The following is a 20199-nucleotide window of genomic DNA, read 5'->3' on the forward strand; positions in this document are numbered from 1 at the left end:
TCGGACTACCTGCGCGCCCGCGCTGCCGCCGCCGGGGTCACCGACCGCATCCACATCGAAACCGCATCGATCTACGACATCGATTTCGGCAGTCGGCGATTCGATGCCGTCGCTCTGGTCGGTGTCATCGAACACATGCCCGACGCCGCAACGGTCCTCGTGACAGTAGCGAGGCATCTGGTACGCGGAGGGCGAATGTACCTGTCGGCCAGCTGTTATCGCGACGTGGCGGTGTTCGACGAGTACGCGAACAGGCCGGGTAGCAGACACGTCACCGAAACCATCTTCGGATATGGTGTGCTGCGCCCGCTGTCGACGCTGATCGCCGCCGTCGAAGACGTCGGCCTCAGCATGAGCACCATTCTCGATCTGACAGCGCATTACCGGCGCACGATAGACGAGTGGGCGTCGCGGGCCGCAGCACACCGCGACGCTATCGATGCGCGCGCCCCGGGCTTGGCCGATGACCTGCAGCGCTACTTCACCACGACCAACTCAGGATGGGGATTTACCACGAAACACTATGCCCTGACAGCGGTTCGGTCCCGTGCCGGGGAGACGGAGCTGGTTCGATGACGCAGGATTCGGCAATCGTCAACGAGCCGCTACCCGATCTTCCGTCGTTGTCGCTCAACGATATACGCGCAGCCGTGGAGCCCGCGGTCCAACTGGGGGCCAGTCACGGATGGAGCCTCGAGGACGTGCAATGGTCGAGGGTGCGCCCCGACCTGTTGACCGACAGCGACCGATCCGTCGTCCGGTTCATCACCTTCATCGAAGACCACATCCCCGGATATCTGACCTGGCTTCTGGACGCTTTCCCGATCGATGGCCGCTCGGGGATCGACGCCGAGGAATTCGGTGTCAACCGTGAGTACTTCCGGTTCTTCATCGCCTGGGCGTACGACGAAGAACGCCACGCGTCGGCTCTGACACGCTACCAAACCGTGTCGGGTATGTCGGAAACCGACGATCTGCTGCGGGAGCTCGCCACCGAAGGTGTGAAACATTTCGATCTGCCCTACGAGCATCCGCTCCAGGCGTTCACCTACACTCTGCTGCAGGAGAAAGCTACTCAGCTGTTCTATCACCGCTTTCACGCCGCTGCGAACGAACCGGTACTGCGCGATCTACTGCGGCGCCTCGGCCGCGACGAAGCCCGGCATTACTCCCTGTACCACCGGCTGGTCGCAACATACCTGCGCGACAACAAGGTACGGGCGGTGCCACACCTGAAGGACGTATTGCACAGCTTCAAGATGCCCTTGGCCGATACGCTGACCGACTACTGGAGATGGTCGTTGCGGGTATCGGATTCGGTGGGCTACGACCACACCGAAGCCTACGAAGCACTACTCCGGCTCGTCCGGGAGCAGACCTACACACCGGGCGAGATGGATACCGCCGACCTGATCGACTTCGTGTCAGCGGTGCGGCGCTTGCCATGACGACGGTAGTCGTGCTCGCCGACTGGCACGGCACCTCAGCACCGTGCGGGCTGCTGCGTGTGTCCGAAAGGGCTGTGGCACAGGCGTTGCCACCTTGGCGGCGGCAAGAGTGGACGGCGGGTCGTCTGACCGCTCATGCTGCCCTGCTACTGGCGTTCGGCTATCGCCCCGGAGATGAGGGACTTCTAGCCGATGCGTTCGGGGCACCGATCATCCCGCAACAGGCGCGCCCCGAAATCGCTTTGTCCCTGTCGCACAGCGCCGATCTCACGGCCTGCGCGACGACCGACGGGACCACAGCCGTGGGGATCGATGTCGAACACATCGATCGGCGTACCACCGAGTTGACCCCGCGAATCACAGCCTCACGCACCAGGATTCGAGACCCACTCCTGGCCACGATGCTGTGGGCCTGCAAGGAATCGGCAATGAAGGCATGCAGAACCGGACCGTTCGGAATGCGCGACTACCGAGTGGCCCTCGACCACGAAGCGCGGCGGGCGGTCGTCGAGAGTCCTGGATGCTCGCGGCAGGTATGGATCGATCATCCGACTGCTACGGGGGCGGTTGTGGCGACGGCGGTAAACTCGATCCCGCGACCGAGCCTGACGATGGTCACCGGCGACGACGTGATCGCTCTGCTGACGTAGCCAGGGCAGGATGCGGGCCGTTGTCGGCGCGCAGCAGGTCTTCCACCGCAGCGGTATCGGAATCAGTCGCCAGGGGTTGTGAATACCGTGGGTTGTGCTGCCCCCACACCACGTTGCCGATCATCCAATGCTGCATGGACCGGCGACAGAAGTCGAGGGTGTTTCGTGACGCTTCCGACAGGCGCATGGCCTTCATATCTCGGAGCAGGGCCCGATCGGCCCGGCGAAAGTCCTCGACCCGCTGGAGCACGCGGTCTTCGACCAGACGGATCGCGCCCTGGCGGGACAACCGGTGCGCATGCTGGAATACGACGACGAGGTTGTCGACCTCCCCTGCGGCAAGCTCCTTTTCCAGCGACAAGATGTCGTTCGTCCAGGCCATGACGTCGGTCGTGGCGTCCGCCAGCTCGCGGTAGCGAGTGTGGCCGTACACGTCCGGCGGCAACTCTCCCCCGGCGCAGAACTCGAAGAGGTCGATCAGGGGGAGCCCTGCACTTCCGATGCGGCGGTTCGGCAGGTAGGTATCGAGGGGAGGGATGCGCTGCTGCTGTCGATGCCGGCTTTCCGGGTCGATCGCGGCGAACAGTTGGTCACAATGCTCAGCGAATCGCTCCGCCCAACAGTCGGACATGCACGGATAGACGATGCCGACGATATCGGCGAGGGCACGAGCCGCCGGCGCATCCGAAACGTCCGGGCTTGCGCGGTCGGTCCGGAAGATCGGCAGCAACGGTTCCACAGCTCGTCGCCATGCGGAGGGTGTGGGATAGACGTTTTCACCATGCTGATCATTGACAAGGAACAGCCACGCCACAAACTTTGCGTACGTGAGCAGCTTCTCCTGGGGAGCCTCCGGCTGCATATAGCCGGCGTAGATTCCGAATTGCGCTGCCGCGAAACGAGATCCGGCTGCCTGCGTACTGGTGAGAGCGAATTCGCTCGCCCAATGTTCGAGCCGGTTCTGTACTATTCCGGCCAAAGGGTTGACGTGCAGGGGAAATGGAAGCGCCAGCATACGCTGGCTGAGATCGGGCATACCGCGGTTCCTTCGTTCGAGCTTGTCTGCTGTGGTCGGCCGAGTGGCTCCAACGCGTTGCAGGTGTTGACTATGGCTGCCGACTCTCCGAAACCATGCTGCACGCCAGGCATGATCTCTATGCGGTTTGCGCATGGGTCCGGGAAGTTGGATTGGCCTGCGGAAGTTCGTGGAATGGCTCAGCGTACTGGCCCGGGACTATTTCCTCGGCGTCTGTATGATTCGATGCTGCTTTACGGGGAATGTGCTGGCTTACGCTGTGGCGGTGCCGGATTCGGTAATGCCGAGGGATCGGAGGCGGTTATCCTTGGCCGGATTGCCCGGCATCCGCCGGGCGAGGTGTAGAGCGGCTGGCTATCCGCGCAGTGTTTTGTGCAGTGCGATGCGTAGTTCGGCGGCATGATCGGGGGAGTGAATGTTGTGCAGTTCGCGGACTACCCGATATAGCTGTTGTTCGGTGCGGTTGGAGTGGGTGTCGGCGGTGATGGCGAGGGCGTGTTCGGCGACCTTGAGGGCTTGGTCGGGTTGTTGGGTGCGGGCGAAGGCGACGGCGAGGATAGCGAGGCTGCGGCCGAGGTCGCGGCGGTTTCCGGGTTGCCAGCGGGGGAGTCGCGGTTCGAGTGTGGTGACGGCTTGTTCTGGGCGGCCGAGTTCGACGAGGCAATGCGCGGCCTCCATTGCGATGTATTCGGGCGTGCAATAGCCGGCGAGGTCGTCCGCGGTTGCGTCGGGGTGGGTGGCGTTGTTCCATGCGAGGTCGAGGGCTCGTGCGCAGTCGTCGGCTCTGCCGAGTTGGGCCAGGCCGTGCGCGAGTTGCCGTAGCGCGATGGCGCGTAGCCGTGGTGTGAGTGCTGTGCGGGGGCGGAGTGCTGCCTGGGCCAGGTCGATGGTGGCCTGCGGGTTTCGGGTGTCGGCGGCGAGGTTGGACAGCCGCATCTGGATGTAGGACAGCAGTCGGCCGTCTCGGGCTTCGCGGGCGATGGTCTCGGCGCGGGTGGTCCATTCGATGGCGGCGGGGAGGTTGCCGGCGTCTTGGTGGAGCCAGCCGAGGAATTCCGCGTAGCGTGCGTGGACGGCATGGAGGCGGTTGCGGGTGTGGCCGCGGCTGCCGTGTTCGAGGTCTTCGACGAACTGGACCTGTCCGGTGACGATCGGCAGGAGGGCGTGGGGGCCGGTCAGGTTGTCGGTGAGTACGTATTCGTCGAGGGTCGTCAGCAGGGAGTCGGTGAGTGCCGGTTCCGCCGCGTGGGTGGCGGCGGTGACGGTGCCGCTGCGTAGCCGCAGCGGGTCGGTTGTGGGGACCGGTGGTGGTTCGGGGTCGTCGATTTCGAACCAGAGCAGTTCGGCGGGTACTCCGAGGGTGCGTGCGTAGTGGGTGAGTTTGTCGAGGTCGCGAACCCTGTTGCGGCCGTTCTCGATTCGGCTGAGTTGGCCTTGGGTGATGTTGAGCCAACCGGCGAGTTCGGTTTGGGGGACGGGGTGTGCGCCGTGGGCGGGGTGATGTCGCCAATTGCGGATTACGGTACCGATGTCCTTGCTGCGCAAGGCGTTACGCATGTCGTCGGTGCGCCAGTCCGCGGGTGTCAGTTGCGGGGGACGATCATATGCCCGCCCGCAGGCGGCGCAGACCGGTCTGTTGTTGTCTCGGGCGAGTCTGGTGCCGCACCGAGTGCAGATACGGATCCCGACGTTCACGGTGTCCCCGATCCGAGCGCGAAACAGCGTGCCGGGCAACAGATGACGCAAGATGCCCTGGGTTGGCTCCTGTTCGCCGAATCAGCTGTGTCGGCTGTGTGCCCACGCAGCGAGATTCGAACGAGCCGTTGACGCACTGTTGAACTCTCAATCGTGCATCTAACTCTGTTGAGGGCTCAATCGTATGCGAAATCTGCACGTCGAGGCATCGGTACGTCGGTGGTGCATGAAAGATATTCGCCTGTCGCATAATTCAGCACGTTGGAGGTTCCGGTGGTTACGATGCGATAGGCGATCATCGCCCGCATCGCCCGCATCGGCGCGTAGCTGCGGTGACTATTGGTTGGATGGCGAGGAGTAGTTGAATTGTATTCCTGGTTCACCACCGCAACTTCGGCCGATGCGATCGTGCGCCGGGCGCGCACGGCGGTGCTGCCGGTGGGGAGTTTCGAACAGCACGGTGATCATCTGCCGCTGATCACCGATACGGCGATCGCGTGCCTGATCGCCGAGCGGATCGCGGCCTGCTACGAGCTGTTTCTGCTGCCGCCGGTGACGATCGCGTGCTCGCACGAGCATGCAGCCTTCGCGGGCACGGTCTCGATCAGGGCGACCACGCTGGCGGTATGCGTCGGCGACATCGTCGAATCGCTGTCCCGGTCAGGCGTCGACACGGTGGTCATCGTCAACGGGCACGGCGGTAATCACGTGCTCGCGAACGTGGTGTGCGAGCACAACGTGGCCGGTCACACCATGGCCTTGTTTCCCGCCAAGGAGGACTGGAACACCGCCCGCACGCACGCGGGCATGGCAACCAGCGGTCACGACGACATGCACGGGGGTGAACTGGAAACATCGATCCTGCTGCACGCACGCCCGGAACTCGTCGGCGACACATATACACTCGCCGACCACGCCGCCGACGACCGCCCGCACCTGCTGATCACCGGAATGGCCGGGTACACCACCAACGGGATCATCGGCCGCCCCTCGCTCGCCACCGCCGCCAAGGGCAAAGCCGCGCTCGACAGCCTCACCGCCTCCTTCGCCGACCATCTCAAAGCCCTGGCCGGCTAGACCACACGGTCGGGAGGGTCACCGAGCGCACCAGTCCCGGGAGTGCCGGCGATCACTGCGGTGACATCGATTCCACCTGCCCGCAGCTGGCGCACTTTGTCGGGATTACTGGTGAGCAGCTCGATGCGGGGCATCCCGAGCGCGAGCAGCATCTGGGCCGCAACCCCATAGTTGCGTTCGTCCGCACCCCGCCCCAGCAGCAGATTGGCCTGATAGGTGTCGTAGCCGCGATTCTGGAGGACGTAGGCGTCGAGCTTGTTGTACAGGCCGATGCCGCGGCCTTCCTGCCGCAGATACAACACCGCACCACCACGTGCGGCGATCAGCGCCAGCGCGTGGTCCAACTGCGGACCGCAGTCGCAGCGGTCGCACCCGAAAACGTCCCCTGTCAGGCACTCGCTGTGCACCCGCACCAGCGGAGGGCCGGTCGAGGGGCCTGGCGGCGGTAGCACCAGCGCGAGGTGTTCGCGGTCGTCGATGAGACGGTCGAAGGTGACCAGCTCCGCGGCGCACCGCACGGTGCGGGCGAGCTCCACCGAAACCCGGGCGCGCACTGCGGCCGGGGGAAGACTGGTGGGCGCCGACCACTGCGGGGCCATGATTGGCAGCCGGGCGCTATCGGAAAACGAAAGGCGGTCGGGGGCATTCCACAAGGCGAAGATAGACGACTGACATAACAGAATCGGTGACACGCGGTGCGCGTCGCCGTGGCCGCAGATGTGTCAGCTGCACCGTTCGACGGGTGCGCACGAAGGTCACCGACGGAATCGGTAAGGTCCGGGGCGCTTGTCACAAGTCCTGAGTGTGGATGGCTCCTGCCGGTCCGGTGACATGAAATGGGTTGTCTCGGCCGGTGTGGTGGTCGAGGTGTCTGGTGGAGATCCGGTGGAACGCCATGCTGCCGGCGGTCCACTGCAGCAGATCGTCCACGGCACGCGACAGTAGGCGGCGCTGCTGTGGTGAGAGCGCACAGTCGTCGGAGTACGCGGGGACGGATTCAGTGAGCGCCACAATGGTCGCCATGCGTTCGTTGGCCATCCGGATCGACTCGGTCACCGCAGTATGCCGATCACACCGGTAGGTGCGTTCGAGGACGAGAACCAGGTTGTGCACGTCACCGCGCCGGGTCTCACGGTCGAGGGAAAAGAGGTCGTTCACCCAGCAGATGTGGTCTGCGGCCAGGATGCGCAGCGTGGACAGCGGCCCGCAGCGGTGCAGCGGGCCGGGCAGTTCGTAATCGCTCAGTCCTTCGGTGAGCAGCAGGGCTACGTAGGTGGCGCCGGCGGTGGCGCGGTTGGCCAGGTAGTCGTCGAGCAGCGGTGGCCTCCCTGCCGCGCGGTTGGCCGCCTCCCATTGCATGCTGTTCGCGCAGCGAACCCATGTCGTCGCCACTCGCTGTCGCCAAGTGGGTGACATCCCGGTTCTGGTTCGCCGCCAGAGATCACCGAACGCCTGCGTGAGTGGCGCAGCGGAGGCATCCGCTTCGGGGGCGTCGCTGTCGAGGATGCGCGTCAGTGGCGCCAGCGTGTGCGTGATCTGGTCTGCCGTCATCGATTCCACGGTGTCGTCGACGACGTCCATCCAGAGGATCCATTCTGCCGCCAGGGACAGGTCGGTGGCCTCGGGGTAGACGTGCGCTGCGAATTCGGCGACGTTCCACGCGGCTACCCATTCGATGGCCCGCGGCGATCCGGTGAGCCCGATTCTCCTGCTCCATTCGATGGCTTCGGCTTGGGCGCGGTGGGTGGCGACCGGGGCCGCGCGCCTGGCCATGATCGGGCATGCCAAGCTCTCGCTCGCGTTGTGCTCGGATGTGTTGGTCATCGGCCGCGCGGGGTGATGCGGCGTTGCCACTGGTGCTCGATGCCGTTGCCGGTGGTCACACCGTCGCCCAGCAACACTCGGAGGGGCCTCACAGTCGGCCACCGACCTCGACCGCATGCCCGTGACGAATCAGCAACTCGCCCACCAACTCTGGCGGGCACAGCGTGTACAACCGTTTCGGGCCGCGGTGGATCGTCACCACGTCGGCGTCGTCGCGCAGACTGCTCGGGAAGCCGAGCGGATCGCGGACCATCCTCGAGCCATGTCTCAGAACGGGTGTGGCGTCGAGGGGCCAGCAGCGGTGCGTGGCGGTTCACGGGATGCCTCCGGTGCCGGTGTCGATATAGGGCGGCCAGGCTGGGTCCGGCCATTCCTGTGTCCGGTAACGGCCCGATTCGTGGTGGAACCAGTAGGTCGAGGAAATCCAGTTCCGCATATTGAACACGCACGACCGTACGGCCTCGCCGGACGAGCCCGCGGTGCGCCACAGCGACGGAATCCGGCTCTCGGCGTCCAGGAAACGGCGGACGCAGTTGTCGGCGTGGTCGCGGACGGCCGCTGTGGCTCGACGGGTATCGAGCCCCTGATGGTGCATCAGCGATATACCGAGATTGTGGATGTCGCCGACGCTGACCTCCTTGGACAGCGAGCACAGATCGTTGTAGGTGGAGGCGAATTCCTGGCTGGAGTGCGCCGCAATCCGGTACACATCGTGCATCCGGATGGACGGTGGCAGTGTGTGCCCGGCCGTCAGCTCCAGCAGATCGATCCAGACGTCATGCCCGAACGTCCATCGTCGCAGCTGCAGATACTCTGCCACGGTCGGGATCGAGTTGTTCGTAAGGTTGCGGTATTCGCGGTCGTAGGCGTCGAAGATGCCGTTCATATGTTCGGTGAATCTGTCGTCCCACGCCGGTTCGAGGTGGCCGAAGAATCGGCCTGCTGAATCGGCGAATGCCGCGACGAGCGGGTCGGGATGGTGCCGGTAGTGCGGCGGCCGGTGCAGTGCTTGCCGGAGAGTGGTGCTGAGTTCCCACCACTGCTGATCGGCACGGCGCCGGGCGAAGAGGCTGTGGCGGTCGTCCCACAGGAAGAACCACACGGAGAAGTCGGCGATCGCTTGCACCACGGATTCGGATTCGCCGACGTAGTAGCCGGATATCAGATCCGTGTAGCACAGCAGATCGTCGGTGTACGTATCGGCGACCGTGTCCGGCAACAGCCCCTGATCGGACATCCAACGCATCGTGGTACGGCGAAGGGCCCACCGATACCGATGCCACTGCCGGACGAACTGGTCTTCGACAACAGGGACCCGCAGGGCAGCGGGCACGCGATGCTCGGGTCGGTATCCGGTGCGGAGTTCGTCGTTGCTGTTGGTCATGCAACCCTTTCCGGCCGGAGCCTTCGTTGGGCTGGGCGCTGCTGCGTTTCACAGGTGTCTGCGTGTGATGAGGTGCGCCAGGGCAACGAGGTCCTCGGTATGTGTGTGGTCGACCAGCGCTGCCAGCGCGGCGGTGACCCGCTGATCGGCGCAGTGCTGGGCGAGTTGCCTGCCTCCGGCGGCCTCGGTCAGTGCTGCGGCACGGGCCACCTGATCCGGTGTGATCGGTGTCTCCGACAGATACAGGCGGGTGAGTTCGGCGGCGGCCGGAGTGTCCGACTCGAGCGCGGCGACGACCGGGAACGATCGTTTGCGGCGCATGAGGTCGTTACCGGACGGTTTTCCGGTCACGGCGGGATCTCCCCAGATACCGAGTAGGTCGTCGGTGATCTGGAACGCCACTCCGAGTTCGCGACCGAATGCGTCCAGGGCTGTGATGGTCGTGGCGTCCGCACCGGCACACAGTGCACCGAGCGCACAGGCGCATCCCATCAGCGAGGCAGTCTTACCTGCGGCCATGGACAGATACTCGTCGACCCTGACGGTGGTACGGGATTCGAATGAGCAGTCCTGGCTCTGCCCCCGGCACAATTGCGCCGCAGCGGATTCCATCCGGGCAACAGCCGCCACGGCCACGGCAGCGGGTAACTCGTCGACCAGCACCCGAATCGCCGCAGCATGCAACGCATCGCCGAGACAGATGGCGTCCGGAACTCCCCACACACTCCACACCGTGGCCCGGCCGCGCCGCAGCCGGTCGGCGTCCATGACGTCATCGTGAACCAGCGTGAAGTTGTGCAGCAGCTCGACCGCGACCGCAGCCGGCACCGCCACCCCACGCTCGGCTCCGCAGGCGGTCGCCGTGGCGAACGCCAACCCCGCACGCAGACCTTTACCCCACCCCGCGCCCGTCGGCCGACCGGCCGGGTCGCTCCAGCCGAAATGATAGGCAGCCATCCGATCCAGCGGCTCCGGCAAGTCGCCGATGACATCCCGAAGCCTCGGCCCACACAGCTGTCGAGCCTGCTCGAGCAGCGTGACGGCGGGGGAAGTATCGAATGTGGTTGCTGTACTTGTCATGACGCCCGCACCGTTCTCGAGTCCTACTTCACCACCGGTCCGGGCAGCCGGCACCGCACGGTCGGCGGGTCCGGTCTGCAGCCGGATCGGTGAAACTGGATATCTACTCCAGCGTCGGCCGGTTCCGGTCAGTGTGGAACACAGCTCCACGCATCACCGCTATGCGATCACCGCATATCCACGCGCTTACGCTCGGTATGCCGTCGAATCCGTCGTTGCGTCCGGGACATCTCCGGGCCAAGTACACGTTGATGAAGTTCACCGAATCTCTTGCTCTGTAAGGGCTTTCGGCGTCGACCGGCTCCGTGGGCAATGCCTACGACAACGCGGTGGCGGAGCCGATCATCGGGTGTTCAAGACTGATGTATAAAACTGCAGGAGTTTGATTGACTACGGCACCAGCCGTCCGACGTACTACAAGTGGCTACGGCGCTACGAGACCGAGGGTGTGGACGGGCTGCGGGACCGTTCGCGGCGACCGCAGACCAGCCCGAACGCAACCCGCGCCGAGGTGGTGGACAAGATCGTCCACCTGCGTCGTAATTACCACTTCGGGCCGGGCAAGATCGCTAGGTACTTGCAGCGCTACCACGACGTCACCATCAGCGTCGCGACCGTCTGGCGGATCCTGCACCGCCTCGACATGGGCCGCCTGCCCGCATCGCAGCGGTATCAGCGGCTCGACCGACGATGGAAACGCTACGAGAAACAGCGGCCAGGCCATCAGGTGCAGATCGATGGGAAGTTCGTCGAACCGCTCCCAAAGGCCGGCAATACGGGCGTGCCCCCTCAAGCCGTCGGGACGGCGAGGCAAGTTCTACCAGTTCACGGCGATCGACGACTGCACCCGCCTGCCGGTGCTGAAGATCTACCCGAAGCTCAACCAGAAGACCGCGATCCAGTTCCTCGACTACGTGCTGTCCCAGCTGCCGTTCGCCGTCGAGAAGATCCAAACCGACAACGGCACAGAATTCGGCACGCAGTTCCACCGGCACGTGCTGGACAAGGGCATCGGCCACGTCTACATCAAGCCCTGCACACCCCGGTTGAACGGGAAGGTCGAGCGCTCGCACCGCATCGACGCCGAAGAGTTCTACCGGCTCCTCGACGGCGTCGTTCTCGACGATGTGAACATCTTCAACGCGAAACTCAAAGAGTGGCAAGACTATTACAACTTCGACCGACCACACGGCGGGTTGGACGGACAGACGCCCTATGAGAGACTCCGGCAGAAGACACAAACCACAGCGCCCGAGTGAAGCCGATCTCCAGCAGCGGCACACATCAACGTCAGCACCGCGGCCGGGAACGCAGCTCCGCCGCAGACCTGGACCTTGACCTGGTCGCGGCGGGGGTTTGGGCCTTGCTGGCAGAACTGCTGCTGGTGGTTCTCGCCTGTGCGGTCCAGGTGTTCGACGAGCTGATCAGCGACGCCTGCCGCCACGGACTCGCGGCCCCGGTGATGCCTGGGACGGCGGGTCAGGGTTCCGGTTGTGGCGGTCACGCGGGTGGATCCGGGGACGGATCGGTATCGATCGGGCCGCTCCGACGATCTTGACCGGCAACGCGTTACCCGACTATGTGTCTCGCTCGGCCGACCACGCGGTGCGGGACGCGGTCGCGTCTGCGCTGGCCGGGGTGAGAAGAACTGGTGCCACCGCCGAAAGCTGCCAACATTCCGTCGCTGGTCGGTCAGGTCTCAGACCAACTTGGTGGATCGTTCAGATTGGGCGGTCATTGGTGCAGTACGTGCGGTTACGTACATCCACAGTTGCCGAGGTTGCGCTACTACGGCGAGGACGGGCCTGGTGTCGATGCCGGGGAGGGTCTGCAGCCGCCAGCGCGCGGTGATCGTTGCCAGGGCCAGACTGGCCTCGGTCGTGGCGAAGCTGTCGCCGATACATTTGCGGGCACCGGTGGCGAACGGCACGATCGTGTGGCGTGGGGGTGGCGTGGTGAGGCCGGGATCGAACCGGTCAGGGTCGAACCGGTCGGGGTCGGGATACAGATCGGGCCGGTGGTGGATCAGATGCGAGCTGTAGATCACGGTGGTGCCTGCAGGCAGCCGGTGCACGCCGAGTTGGGTGTCTTCGGTTACCGTACGCGTGGCCACCCAGAGCGGTGGGCGTATGCGCAGGGCTTCGGTTAGGACCTGGCGGGTGAACGGCAGGTTGGGCAGGTCCTCGTAACGGGCAGAGCGCCCGGCCAGGACTGTGTCCACCTCGGCGTGCAGCCGAGCGGCGATCTCGGGATGCTGGTCGAGCAGTATCAACGCCCACGCCAACGCCGTGGCGGCGGTATCGGTGCCGGCGAAGAAGAACGTGAGGACATGCTCGATGACTTCGGTGTCGCTCAACTGCCCGCCGTCGTTGTCACGGGTGGTGAGCATCGCCGCGAACAGATCACCGTGATCGGTACCCTCGGCACGGTGGGCGGAGACGAGTTCGGCGAGTATGGCGCGCACTTCGGTGGCCGCCTGCGCGCAGGCGCGGTTGCCCAGGATCGGCCATCGTCGCAGCCACTGCGGCATCAGCGCCTGCCGAATTACACCTGCAAGGATGATCTCGGCGTCGTGGTGCAGCCGGTTCTGGGCCGACTCCAAGATCGCGTGGTGGAACAATGTTGCGGCGATCACCCTGCCGGCGAAAGTGCGGAGTTGTGTTTTGACGTCGATGATCTGGCCGTCGTGCCAGGAGTCAACCATCTCGGTGATCTTCTGGGTCATCACCGGCGCATACCTTGTGACACGGTCTGGGCGGAACGCTGGTTGTAGCAGGCGTCGCTGGCGCCGGTGCTTCGCATGTGGGCAGGTCGCCAGGCCTTCGCCGGTGATCTTCCTGCCGCTGTCGTATAGTGGTCCGCCTTTGTCGAAGACGCGGTCGTCGCGCAGCACCTGCTGGGTGAGGTCGGGATCGCAGACCACCACTGCGGTGAACGGCCCGAGGCCGATACCGACCAGATTACCGTGTGCGGGCAGAGACTCCATGAAGCGAAAAGGGTCGCGCAGCAGGGGCACCAGATGGCCCAGGACCGGCAACCGATGCGGTGCCACCGTGATCGGCACGGTCGTGCCCCGCCTGTCGATGCCCCGCGCTCCGCCAGTTACCGCCGGCCGAGTTCCCAATATTCGCCGAATCGCCTCTACTATCCGGCGACCATTCAACAGCTTGCGCATTACTCGTCTCCCTCTTGGGCCCAACCGGCACGAGTCCACAACGTCTGTAAAACCGGCCACAGGCTTGGCGTGAGAAGGAGGTGTTGTCCCGTCCTGGCCGTATTCTCCGATCGCCGCGGTAAGGCTTACCTTGCCAATCCTCGCGGCCAGTCCCGACCAAGCGCGGTGGTTCATGGGAGTTGGTCCCACCACCAGGCGATGGTGGGGTAGGGCAGGGGTGTGGGGGTAGTGTCGCTGGGGGTGTGTGTGCGTGTGATGGTGTAGGGGCTCTCGGCGAGCAGGTAGCGGGTGGCGGTGGCGCCGAAGGTGAGGTTTCCGCTGACCACGCGGTCGAGACCGGTGAGGTAGCAGGTCAGCGCGTGGTCGGCAGCGGGGAGCAGATGCTCGCGGAGCCGCAGGTAGCAGGTCAGCATGCGGTCGCGGATCGCGACCGCTTCGGTGGTGGCCTGGGCGAGGGTGTAGTCGGGATGGTCGTGGCGGACCGCGTCGATCAGGTTTGTTTTGTGGACGGGAAGGTCACGTTCACGGTGGTAGGAGTAGCGGTCGTTGTCCAGAGCGGCGGCGAACATGCTGGATTCGGCGGCCGCGCGCACGGTGGGGTGGGCCCACCGCTGTTCGTCGAGTTCGATGCCCTCGACCGCATCGAGGTAGGAGGCGCAGGAATACACTCCAGCGGCAGCGCCTCGCATGGCGAGGTAGTCGTTGACCGTCAACGGGATGTTGCGTTCGCGGAGGCTGGCCTCCCACGCCATGTGGTAGAGCCATGTCCCCTGGCCTACGGTGAACCGCTGCCACTGGACCGGGGTCAGCAGGGTCCGCAGGCGACCAAATACGTCGGCCAGGGCGAGGTCTGCCGTGGCGGTGGCCTCGGGGTAGGAGCCGGGTGAGCGGATGATGCGTTCCCACCGGCCCAGGCAGGCGAGGATGTCACGAAGTGGCTCGGTCGATTCGAGGACGGTGTTGGCGACCCAGGCCCATGCGTTGTAGTCGGCGAGGGCCTGCGCGAGGGCACCGGTTGCATGTGGGAACAGATGCGCGACCGACGCGGCGCCGGTCAGCGCCACCATGGTGGTGTGCTGGGTGTCGCCGTCGCCGAGGTCGAAGCGCCTGGCCCAGGCCAGGGTACGTTCGCGCACCCGGTCCGCGTCGGGGCCGGCTTCCTCGACAAGGACAGTGGGACAGTAGAACGACAGCAGCGTGGTGAACACGCTGGTGGGATCGCCGGTTGGGGTCGTGGTCATGGCATCTCCGGTCCAGGGATTCGGGTCAGTGGTCGCGGTGAGTGATGAACTGAGCCAGGGCGGTCAGCTTGGCCAGCACGGCCGGGGCGCAACGGTCGCTGTGCAGCAAGGTCAGGGCGGTAGTGAAATGGTGGGTGGCTTGGCGTAATACCCAATCGCGGCCACCCGCCTCCTCGATCAGGGCCGCGGCCGTGTGCACGTCCTGCCCGTCCAGAGGAGTGGGCCGCTGATACAGCGCGGCGAGTTCGTGGCCGGCGGGGCAGTCGGCGGCTAGCGCGGCCACCACTGGCAGGGATTTCTTACGGGACCGCAGATCGGAGCGCTCCGGCTTGCCGGTACAGGCGGTGTGTCCCCAGATCCCCAGCAGGTCGTCGGCGAGTTGATAGGCGAGTCCGAGGTGGTGGCCCATCATATGGAACCGTTCGGTCACTGTCGGATCCGCGGCGCCGGCCAATGCCCCCAACGCGCAGGCCACAGCAAGTAGAGCACCGGTCTTACCGGTGGCCACCGCCAGGGCATCGTCCAGTGTGACCGTGGCCTGCCCGGCCAGAGCGGTGTCTGCGCGCTCGCCGGCCACCAGATGCTGACCGGCCTGGTTCAACCGCTTCACCCCCACGGTGCTCAGCGGAGGATCAGCACGGCTGAGGGTCTGGTTGGCCAGAAAGAACAACGCGTCCCCGGCCAGGATCGCCGCTGGGATCCCGAACGCAGACCACACCGCCGGTCGGGACCGGCGTTGTGAGTCGCCATCGATGATGTCGTCGTGGATGAGCGAGGCATTGTGGACCAGTTCCACGGCCACCGCCGCCGAGACCGCTACAGCACGGTCGCCACCGACCGCCTCGGCGCAGGCCAGCACCAGCGCTGACCGAAACCCCTTGCCCCAATTACCGTCCTCGGCGAAGCAGGTGCGTCCGTCGGTTGTGTCCCAGCCGAAGTGATAGCTGGCCAGATCCGCCATGGGTCGCGGCAACGTTGCGACGGCGTCCCGCAGCGATGGGCCTACTACGGCGCGGGCCTGCTCCAGTACCTGGGTAGCCGTGAACTCTGAGGGAGCCTGCCGCTCGACACCATCGGCCGGGGTCGAGGGCGACAGTGCGTCCGCTGTCATGGTCTGCTCCTGGATGGCACTGTTGGACGTCGGCGAGCATTCAGCAACGTTGAAACGCACCCTCGGTGGCACCCTCCGGGCGATCATCGCGGATCGGATTCAACGCTATGCCATTGGCGTGACAGAGAATGGTCCACAATCTCGCAGTTGATCGAAACATGTTTGGAGACAAGGACGCCCAGCGTTCTGGCGTGCACCCTGAGTTCTCCTTTTCGAAGTGCGAGTGGCGCAGGCGTCAACCATGGCCGTGACGTCATCGAACCGGATGTCGCGGGTGTAAGAAGAGGGTCTTTCAACCGCTTCTTCCCCATCGCCGTCCCCGTCGATTCCGCCGTTGCCGTCTCTGTCGGGCAGAGCCCTCGTGGCTTGAGTGCAGCGGGCACTGCTGCTGTGGCGGGACTGATCGTTAGCGCAGCGCCAGCGACGAGGGCCTTCTCCACTGACAGGCTGACCATCTTGACTACTCTCTTGAGCCGGCGTACATGCCGGGCCGAAGGCCGAGGCGACGCAACAATCCGGACGGCGGGGAAACACACTGGTGATGCATTGAGTCTGGTGATGCGGCCGCGGGCATAGAAGACACTGTCGCGCATGGATCGTATTCATGCCGCGCATATCCGGTGGTAGCTGTGGCGGCCAGGCCGGGTCTGGAGTCGTGAATTCGTGCAACACGACGGACGAGCAGACCCCACAAGCATTTCTGCTCGTCGCCGCCGCCGGCAGGCAGCGTGCGTTACGACAGACTCTGGTCGACATGACCCGCAGGGTTGCCGCGACCGAGGACCAAGCAACACGCCTGTATAACGAGATCGCGTCCCAGCCGCAGTCGGCCACGGTTCTACAGACGTGCGGGGCGGCTGAGTGCGTCCAGCTTCTGGTCGCAGACGCCGTACCGTTGCGCGATCATGGTCCAGTCGCGGTGGCCAGTGGCCCAGAGTTCGAGTCCGAGGACGCATCGGCGAATGCCTTCGCGCGTGGCCGGGTCAGCGCGGTGGTTCTCCAACAAATGTTCGAGATCGCCACGGAGGGACGTGAACTGGTCGGCTCGCGCGGAGATGCGCGGGGCGAATTCCTCGGCGGCTTGCTGGAGGGTGCACCCGTGTTTGCGTTGGATGATCAGGACTGCGCTGTGGAAGTCGCCCAGGGCTAGCTCCTTCTCGATCGAGTAGATGTCGTTGATCCAGGCCACGAGGTCGACGCTGGCACTCATCATCTCTCGCTACGGGCCGGGTGCAAGCTCGGATGGAATCTCGAAGTCCTCGGCGTCTCGACGAGGTTGAGAACCGAGTAGATCGAGGATGAGTGCTGCCTGAACTCCAGGTATGGCTCGAGCTCGATCTCGCGACATTCGGCCCGGTGCTGAGACTCGCGTCCATAAACGCGGAGCCAATCCATGAGGTCGATGGCCATGCGTACACGCCAGAACTGCGACATGCCGGTGGCGGTGTCGTGCCAGAGTTCCGCAGTGGCTCTCGCGGCGACGCTCGATGCCCGGCACGACAGTGGCGCATCGGAGGCCAGGATGAGTTCGGTCTCAGCCAGCATCCGTTCGTAGTCCGCAGGGTTCTCGCTGATAGTGACCTCGTCGTAGAGGTCGTCGATGTATCCGTACCAGGCGAGCCAGTGCACAATGATCCGGGCTTTCTCCCAGGATGCGAATGGATGGGTGCGGGGCGCGAGTTCGCCCAGCGCCATCGCCCGCATTCCTCTACGCAGGCGATTGCTGTGCATCATGCCTTTTTCTGCCGCCCAGTGGAGTGCCTCGGCTTCCAGCTCGCGATGGTACGGTCCACGCGCCTGTGGCAGCCGCATCTCGGGGAACAGCGGCACATAGTCCTTGAGCACGGTGATCTTCTCCAGGCCAAGTATCAGCGGCCGTAGCGGCGATCACGGCCGGCGTAGGCCCGCAGGGCATCATCGAAGTGCTGTTTGGTGAATGCGGGCCAGGGAACATCGCAGAAGTAGAATTCTGAGCGAGCTGCCTGCCAAATCATGAATCCCGATAGTCGGTGTTCACCGGAGGTGCGCACAATCAGATCTGGATCGGGCTGGCCGGCGGTATAGGTTCTGCGAGATCAGACCTTCCCAGTCGCCGGTCCCGTCACCAACGTCGGTGCATTGTCCGAGCAGTCGGTTCAATGCGTCGATGATCTCGCGGCGGCCGTCATAGGCGACGGCCATGTTCACCGTCATTCCCGAGGCTAAGTCAGCCATGCCGCGCTCGTCGACCCGATGTCCGCACCAGCAACCGCGACCAGGTGATCACTCAGCGATGCTCGCACGGCGATCGCAGCCTGGATGAGGCCCAGAACGGTGCATTCAGCACGACAGGATGCCTCGCGCCGATCGTGATTATCTTCGGTGGCTAAGTGATCTCTGGTATGTGAGTTGAGCACGGGAATCCTTACGTGCCTCACATCTATCCGAAGGATGTTAGTGACATCTGTTGTGGCCGTTCCGCCGCGAGCATTTCGCGCCGAGCGAGCGATCTCCCCGGCTACTGGCGCGGTTTCGTGGGGTGGTGGTCAACGACGACTACGACCTGATGGTGGAGGCGACGGTGTACCTGGCGGGCCTGCGGGCTCGTGACTGCTCACCGAGCACCGAGCGTGCCTACGCCAGCCGGATCGCTCTATACCTTTCATATTGCATCACAACGGGTTTGGACTGGGCCGCGCCGACGGTATGGCAGCTGGGTATCTTCCTGCGTTGGCTGGTGGAGCAGCCGTTGCCGCCGCGCGGGAAGCGTCTGCCTGTGGAGCCGTCGTTCCGGGTGCAGGGCACGGCGAACGCGATCGTGACGACGGTGCGCGAGTTCCTTCGGTTCGGCAGCCTGCAAAGTTGGTTTGCGCCGGAAGTTGTTGCGCCCCTGAGCGAAACGAAGTTTCTGGCATTCCTTCCCGATGGGTTCGATCCGGGCGAGAACGGCCAGTTTCGCACCGTCCGGGCCCCATTGATCAAGTTCCGTGTCGCTGTGCCCGGCTACGAGTGGCTCACGTCCGAGCAGGTCGCCGTGCTGATCGGCCTGGCACCGCGGGCCCGCGACCGGTTTCTGATCGCTCTGCTCGGCTGTACGGGGATGCGGATCGGCGAAGCGTTGGGGCTGCGGCGCCAGGATATGCATCTGCTGTCGGACTCCCGCGGGCTCGGGTGTGCTGCCGAGGGGCCACACGTGCAACACACTGCGCGACATCCACACCCGAATCGCCGAGTTGGAACGGGAAGCGCCTGCGCGACAACACCTTCAGCATTTCCTCGGCTACGTCACCTGGAAGACCGAGCACGAACTCGAGCTGGTTCAACACCAACGCACGATGACCGAGGTCGAGCGGCCGGCCATGACGATGACGCACTCGGAGATCGAACCACCGACGATGGAAATAAAGATGTGATCGACGGCGAATCTCAGCCGAAATCACGCTCCGATTCAGCGGCTTCCCTCTCCCACTCGTCAACCTCCACCATGCAGCCGTCGCACAACACCGGGTATGGTCGGCGGTGTCCGCGGGTATGCACCACACCCTCGCCTTCCCGAAGTTCCGTACCGCACTTGGCGCAGGACGTTTCGAACCGGTTCCTCACCACGACTCCCTCCGTCCAGCAGTCCCCGACGACCCGGTGAACCACTGCCCCACCCATCGTGCCCGGCCCTACCGACAAGCATGCGGAATCCGCCACGACCCCGCGCGCTCATTACTTCCCCGGAGGCGCGGGCATCAAGAGCGGAATACCTTGTCCCACAACTATTCTGAAGCCAATACGGCCGCGCGCGTCATACGTGACATATCCGCACCTGCACCAGCCAGTCCTACCGTGCCTGGCACGAGTACTACGGCCACTCCGCGCCGGGGCACGGTCATGAGATTCTTCGGCCAGCGGGAGTTGTCGGTTGCCAGCACCGATCGGGTGGGGCCGAACCACCACAACATCGGTGCGTTCCGTCGTGTGATTCAGATCGAGTTTCTCACCAGCCGGATGCCTTTCACGGTGACCGGTTCGATCGCGATGATCGTGTCGGTGGCGTCGTCTGCCCAGGGTTCCAGCTGCAGTTGGTAGGGCGTCACCTGCTCGATGTCGGTGACGACGCGGGCGAATCCGGTCACGACGACCGACCAGCCGACATGCCGTACCGGGTCGAACTCGTCGACCTCGTACGCCACCACTGCTCGTTCACCGTCCCGCACTATGTCGATGGGCGGCACTATCAGCCCGACACGAACGACGACCATGCCGTCACTGTCGAGGAGATGACTCGCCAGGCACACCGCGGGCAGCGCCTCACTGGTGAACAGCACCCGCCCGAACGACACCCCGGCCACCAACCGCAGCGCCTCGGCGGAGCCGAGGCTGACCACCGTCCGCCGAGCCTGCCCACGATTGCGGAACTCGATCGCCATAATCCCCTCAGCCCTTCCTAGTACTCCAGCATCACTTTGTAATGTTTTTGGGTAGCATGTGGTTTCGTGCTGGTTGATGAG

General features: G+C 64.6%; 20 protein-coding genes and 1 pseudogene. 7 read left to right on the forward strand and 14 right to left on the reverse strand.

Annotated elements, in window-relative coordinates; translation table 11 throughout:
* The 3 genes from ACYVLQ_RS16005 to ACYVLQ_RS16015 all read left to right on the forward strand — a co-directional run.
* The coding region (locus tag ACYVLQ_RS16005; RefSeq protein WP_460698273.1) for a class I SAM-dependent methyltransferase at positions 1-576 on the forward strand (576 nt) is incomplete at its 5' end.
* The gene (locus ACYVLQ_RS16010; RefSeq protein ID WP_460698274.1) at positions 573-1448 is read left to right on the forward strand and encodes an acyl-ACP desaturase; all 876 of its coding nucleotides are present in this window, start codon (positions 573-575) and stop codon (positions 1446-1448) included. The genes ACYVLQ_RS16005 and ACYVLQ_RS16010, both read left to right, overlap by 4 nt.
* The gene (locus ACYVLQ_RS16015) at positions 1445-2098 is read left to right on the forward strand and encodes a 4'-phosphopantetheinyl transferase family protein (RefSeq protein WP_460698275.1); all 654 of its coding nucleotides are present in this window, start codon (positions 1445-1447) and stop codon (positions 2096-2098) included. Before ACYVLQ_RS16010 ends, ACYVLQ_RS16015 begins: the two co-directional genes overlap by 4 nt.
* Here the strand turns inward: ACYVLQ_RS16015 and ACYVLQ_RS16020 are convergent.
* Entirely contained in the window at positions 2064-3134 is a 1071-nt protein-coding gene (locus ACYVLQ_RS16020) for a terpene synthase family protein (RefSeq protein ID WP_460698276.1), read from the reverse strand. The two genes, ACYVLQ_RS16015 and ACYVLQ_RS16020, sit on opposite strands and share 35 nt — an antisense overlap.
* 354 nt (positions 3135-3488) lie before the next feature.
* Entirely contained in the window at positions 3489-4691 is a 1203-nt protein-coding gene (locus ACYVLQ_RS16025; RefSeq protein WP_460698277.1) for a helix-turn-helix domain-containing protein, read from the reverse strand.
* Positions 4692-5195: 504 nt separating this feature from the next.
* Between ACYVLQ_RS16025 and ACYVLQ_RS16030 the strand changes: the two genes are divergently transcribed.
* Positions 5196-5906, forward strand: coding sequence for a creatininase family protein (locus ACYVLQ_RS16030; RefSeq protein WP_460698278.1), 711 nt, complete (start codon positions 5196-5198; stop codon positions 5904-5906).
* Here the strand turns inward: ACYVLQ_RS16030 and ribA are convergent.
* The 5 genes from ribA to idsB all read right to left on the reverse strand — a co-directional run bounded on the left by ribA (position 5903) and on the right by idsB (position 10194).
* Positions 5903-6505 (reverse strand): GTP cyclohydrolase II RibA, encoded by a 603-nt coding sequence (ribA, locus tag ACYVLQ_RS16035; protein WP_460698279.1) that lies wholly within the window; start codon positions 6503-6505, stop codon positions 5903-5905. The two genes, ACYVLQ_RS16030 and ribA, sit on opposite strands and share 4 nt — an antisense overlap.
* A 190-nt stretch (positions 6506-6695) precedes the next feature.
* Positions 6696-7730, reverse strand: coding sequence for a terpene synthase family protein (locus ACYVLQ_RS16040; RefSeq protein WP_460698280.1), 1035 nt, complete (start codon positions 7728-7730; stop codon positions 6696-6698).
* 88 nt (positions 7731-7818) lie between these two features.
* Positions 7819-7983, reverse strand: coding sequence for a hypothetical protein (locus ACYVLQ_RS16045; RefSeq protein WP_460698281.1), 165 nt, complete (start codon positions 7981-7983; stop codon positions 7819-7821).
* 60 nt (positions 7984-8043) lie between these two features.
* A complete protein-coding gene (locus ACYVLQ_RS16050) occupies positions 8044-9114 on the reverse strand; it encodes a terpene synthase family protein (protein WP_460698282.1) in 1071 nt (356 codons plus the stop codon).
* A gap of 48 nt (positions 9115-9162) precedes the next feature.
* Positions 9163-10194 carry a geranylgeranyl diphosphate synthase IdsB gene (gene idsB, locus ACYVLQ_RS16055; protein WP_460698283.1) on the reverse strand — a complete coding sequence of 344 codons (1032 nt, stop codon included), beginning with the start codon at positions 10192-10194 and terminating at the stop codon, positions 9163-9165.
* Positions 10195-10576: 382 nt separating this feature from the next.
* Between idsB and ACYVLQ_RS16060 the strand changes: the two are divergent.
* Both ACYVLQ_RS16060 and ACYVLQ_RS16065 read left to right on the forward strand, forming a co-directional pair.
* Positions 10577-10813, forward strand: a pseudogene (locus tag ACYVLQ_RS16060) (helix-turn-helix domain-containing protein); the annotation flags it as partial.
* A gap of 118 nt (positions 10814-10931) precedes the next feature.
* Entirely contained in the window at positions 10932-11453 is a 522-nt protein-coding gene (locus tag ACYVLQ_RS16065) for an integrase core domain-containing protein (RefSeq protein ID WP_460698284.1), read from the forward strand.
* Positions 11454-11893: 440 nt separating this feature from the next.
* Here the strand turns inward: ACYVLQ_RS16065 and ACYVLQ_RS16070 are convergent, their stop codons facing one another.
* The 6 genes from ACYVLQ_RS16070 to ACYVLQ_RS16095 form a co-directional block, all read right to left on the reverse strand.
* A complete protein-coding gene (locus tag ACYVLQ_RS16070; protein ID WP_460698285.1) occupies positions 11894-13369 on the reverse strand; it encodes a cytochrome P450 in 1476 nt (491 codons plus the stop codon).
* 170 nt (positions 13370-13539) lie between these two features.
* A complete protein-coding gene (locus ACYVLQ_RS16075; RefSeq protein WP_460698286.1) occupies positions 13540-14610 on the reverse strand; it encodes a terpene synthase family protein in 1071 nt (356 codons plus the stop codon).
* Between the two features lie 25 nt (positions 14611-14635).
* Positions 14636-15721 carry a polyprenyl synthetase family protein gene (locus tag ACYVLQ_RS16080; RefSeq protein ID WP_460698287.1) on the reverse strand — a complete coding sequence of 362 codons (1086 nt, stop codon included), beginning with the start codon at positions 15719-15721 and terminating at the stop codon, positions 14636-14638.
* Positions 15722-16559: 838 nt separating this feature from the next.
* Positions 16560-16931 (reverse strand): terpene synthase family protein, encoded by a 372-nt coding sequence (locus ACYVLQ_RS16085; RefSeq protein WP_460698288.1) that lies wholly within the window; start codon positions 16929-16931, stop codon positions 16560-16562.
* Positions 16931-17566 (reverse strand): terpene synthase family protein, encoded by a 636-nt coding sequence (locus tag ACYVLQ_RS16090; protein ID WP_460698289.1) that lies wholly within the window; start codon positions 17564-17566, stop codon positions 16931-16933. Before ACYVLQ_RS16090 ends, ACYVLQ_RS16085 begins: the two co-directional genes overlap by 1 nt.
* Positions 17567-17589: 23 nt before the next feature.
* Positions 17590-17751 (reverse strand): undecaprenyl diphosphate synthase family protein, encoded by a 162-nt coding sequence (locus ACYVLQ_RS16095; protein WP_460698290.1) that lies wholly within the window; start codon positions 17749-17751, stop codon positions 17590-17592.
* Between the two features lie 488 nt (positions 17752-18239).
* Here ACYVLQ_RS16095 and ACYVLQ_RS16100 point away from each other — a divergent pair, with 488 nt between their 5' ends.
* A complete protein-coding gene (locus ACYVLQ_RS16100; RefSeq protein WP_460698291.1) occupies positions 18240-19343 on the forward strand; it encodes a hypothetical protein in 1104 nt (367 codons plus the stop codon).
* 328 nt (positions 19344-19671) lie between these two features.
* Here ACYVLQ_RS16100 and ACYVLQ_RS16105 read toward each other — a convergent pair.
* The coding region (locus ACYVLQ_RS16105) for a pyridoxamine 5'-phosphate oxidase family protein (RefSeq protein WP_460698292.1) at positions 19672-20199 on the reverse strand (528 nt) is incomplete at its 5' end.

The sequence above is a fragment of the Nocardia thraciensis genome, from assembly GCF_054782435.1.

What these genes read in the sequence shown, in the direction of transcription:
- ACYVLQ_RS16050 (WP_460698282.1), bottom strand. Translation starts at nt 9,114, where the DNA reads ATGACCAACAGCAACGACGAACTCCGCACCGGATACCGACCCGAGCAT.
- ACYVLQ_RS16070 (WP_460698285.1), bottom strand. Translation starts at nt 13,369, where the DNA reads ATGCGCAAGCTGTTGAATGGTCGCCGGATAGTAGAGGCGATTCGGCGA.
- ACYVLQ_RS16080 (WP_460698287.1), bottom strand. Translation starts at nt 15,721, where the DNA reads ATGACAGCGGACGCACTGTCGCCCTCGACCCCGGCCGATGGTGTCGAG.
- ribA (WP_460698279.1), bottom strand. Translation starts at nt 6,505, where the DNA reads ATGGCCCCGCAGTGGTCGGCGCCCACCAGTCTTCCCCCGGCCGCAGTG.
- idsB (WP_460698283.1), bottom strand. Translation starts at nt 10,194, where the DNA reads ATGACAAGTACAGCAACCACATTCGATACTTCCCCCGCCGTCACGCTG.
- ACYVLQ_RS16045 (WP_460698281.1), bottom strand. Translation starts at nt 7,983, where the DNA reads ATGGTCCGCGATCCGCTCGGCTTCCCGAGCAGTCTGCGCGACGACGCC.
- ACYVLQ_RS16010 (WP_460698274.1), top strand. Translation starts at nt 573, where the DNA reads ATGACGCAGGATTCGGCAATCGTCAACGAGCCGCTACCCGATCTTCCG.
- ACYVLQ_RS16075 (WP_460698286.1), bottom strand. Translation starts at nt 14,610, where the DNA reads ATGACCACGACCCCAACCGGCGATCCCACCAGCGTGTTCACCACGCTG.
- ACYVLQ_RS16020 (WP_460698276.1), bottom strand. Translation starts at nt 3,134, where the DNA reads ATGCCCGATCTCAGCCAGCGTATGCTGGCGCTTCCATTTCCCCTGCAC.
- ACYVLQ_RS16065 (WP_460698284.1), top strand. Translation starts at nt 10,932, where the DNA reads ATGGGAAGTTCGTCGAACCGCTCCCAAAGGCCGGCAATACGGGCGTGC.
- ACYVLQ_RS16025 (WP_460698277.1), bottom strand. Translation starts at nt 4,691, where the DNA reads ATGCGTAACGCCTTGCGCAGCAAGGACATCGGTACCGTAATCCGCAAT.
- ACYVLQ_RS16015 (WP_460698275.1), top strand. Translation starts at nt 1,445, where the DNA reads ATGACGACGGTAGTCGTGCTCGCCGACTGGCACGGCACCTCAGCACCG.
- ACYVLQ_RS16040 (WP_460698280.1), bottom strand. Translation starts at nt 7,730, where the DNA reads ATGACCAACACATCCGAGCACAACGCGAGCGAGAGCTTGGCATGCCCG.
- ACYVLQ_RS16085 (WP_460698288.1), bottom strand. Translation starts at nt 16,931, where the DNA reads ATGAGTGCCAGCGTCGACCTCGTGGCCTGGATCAACGACATCTACTCG.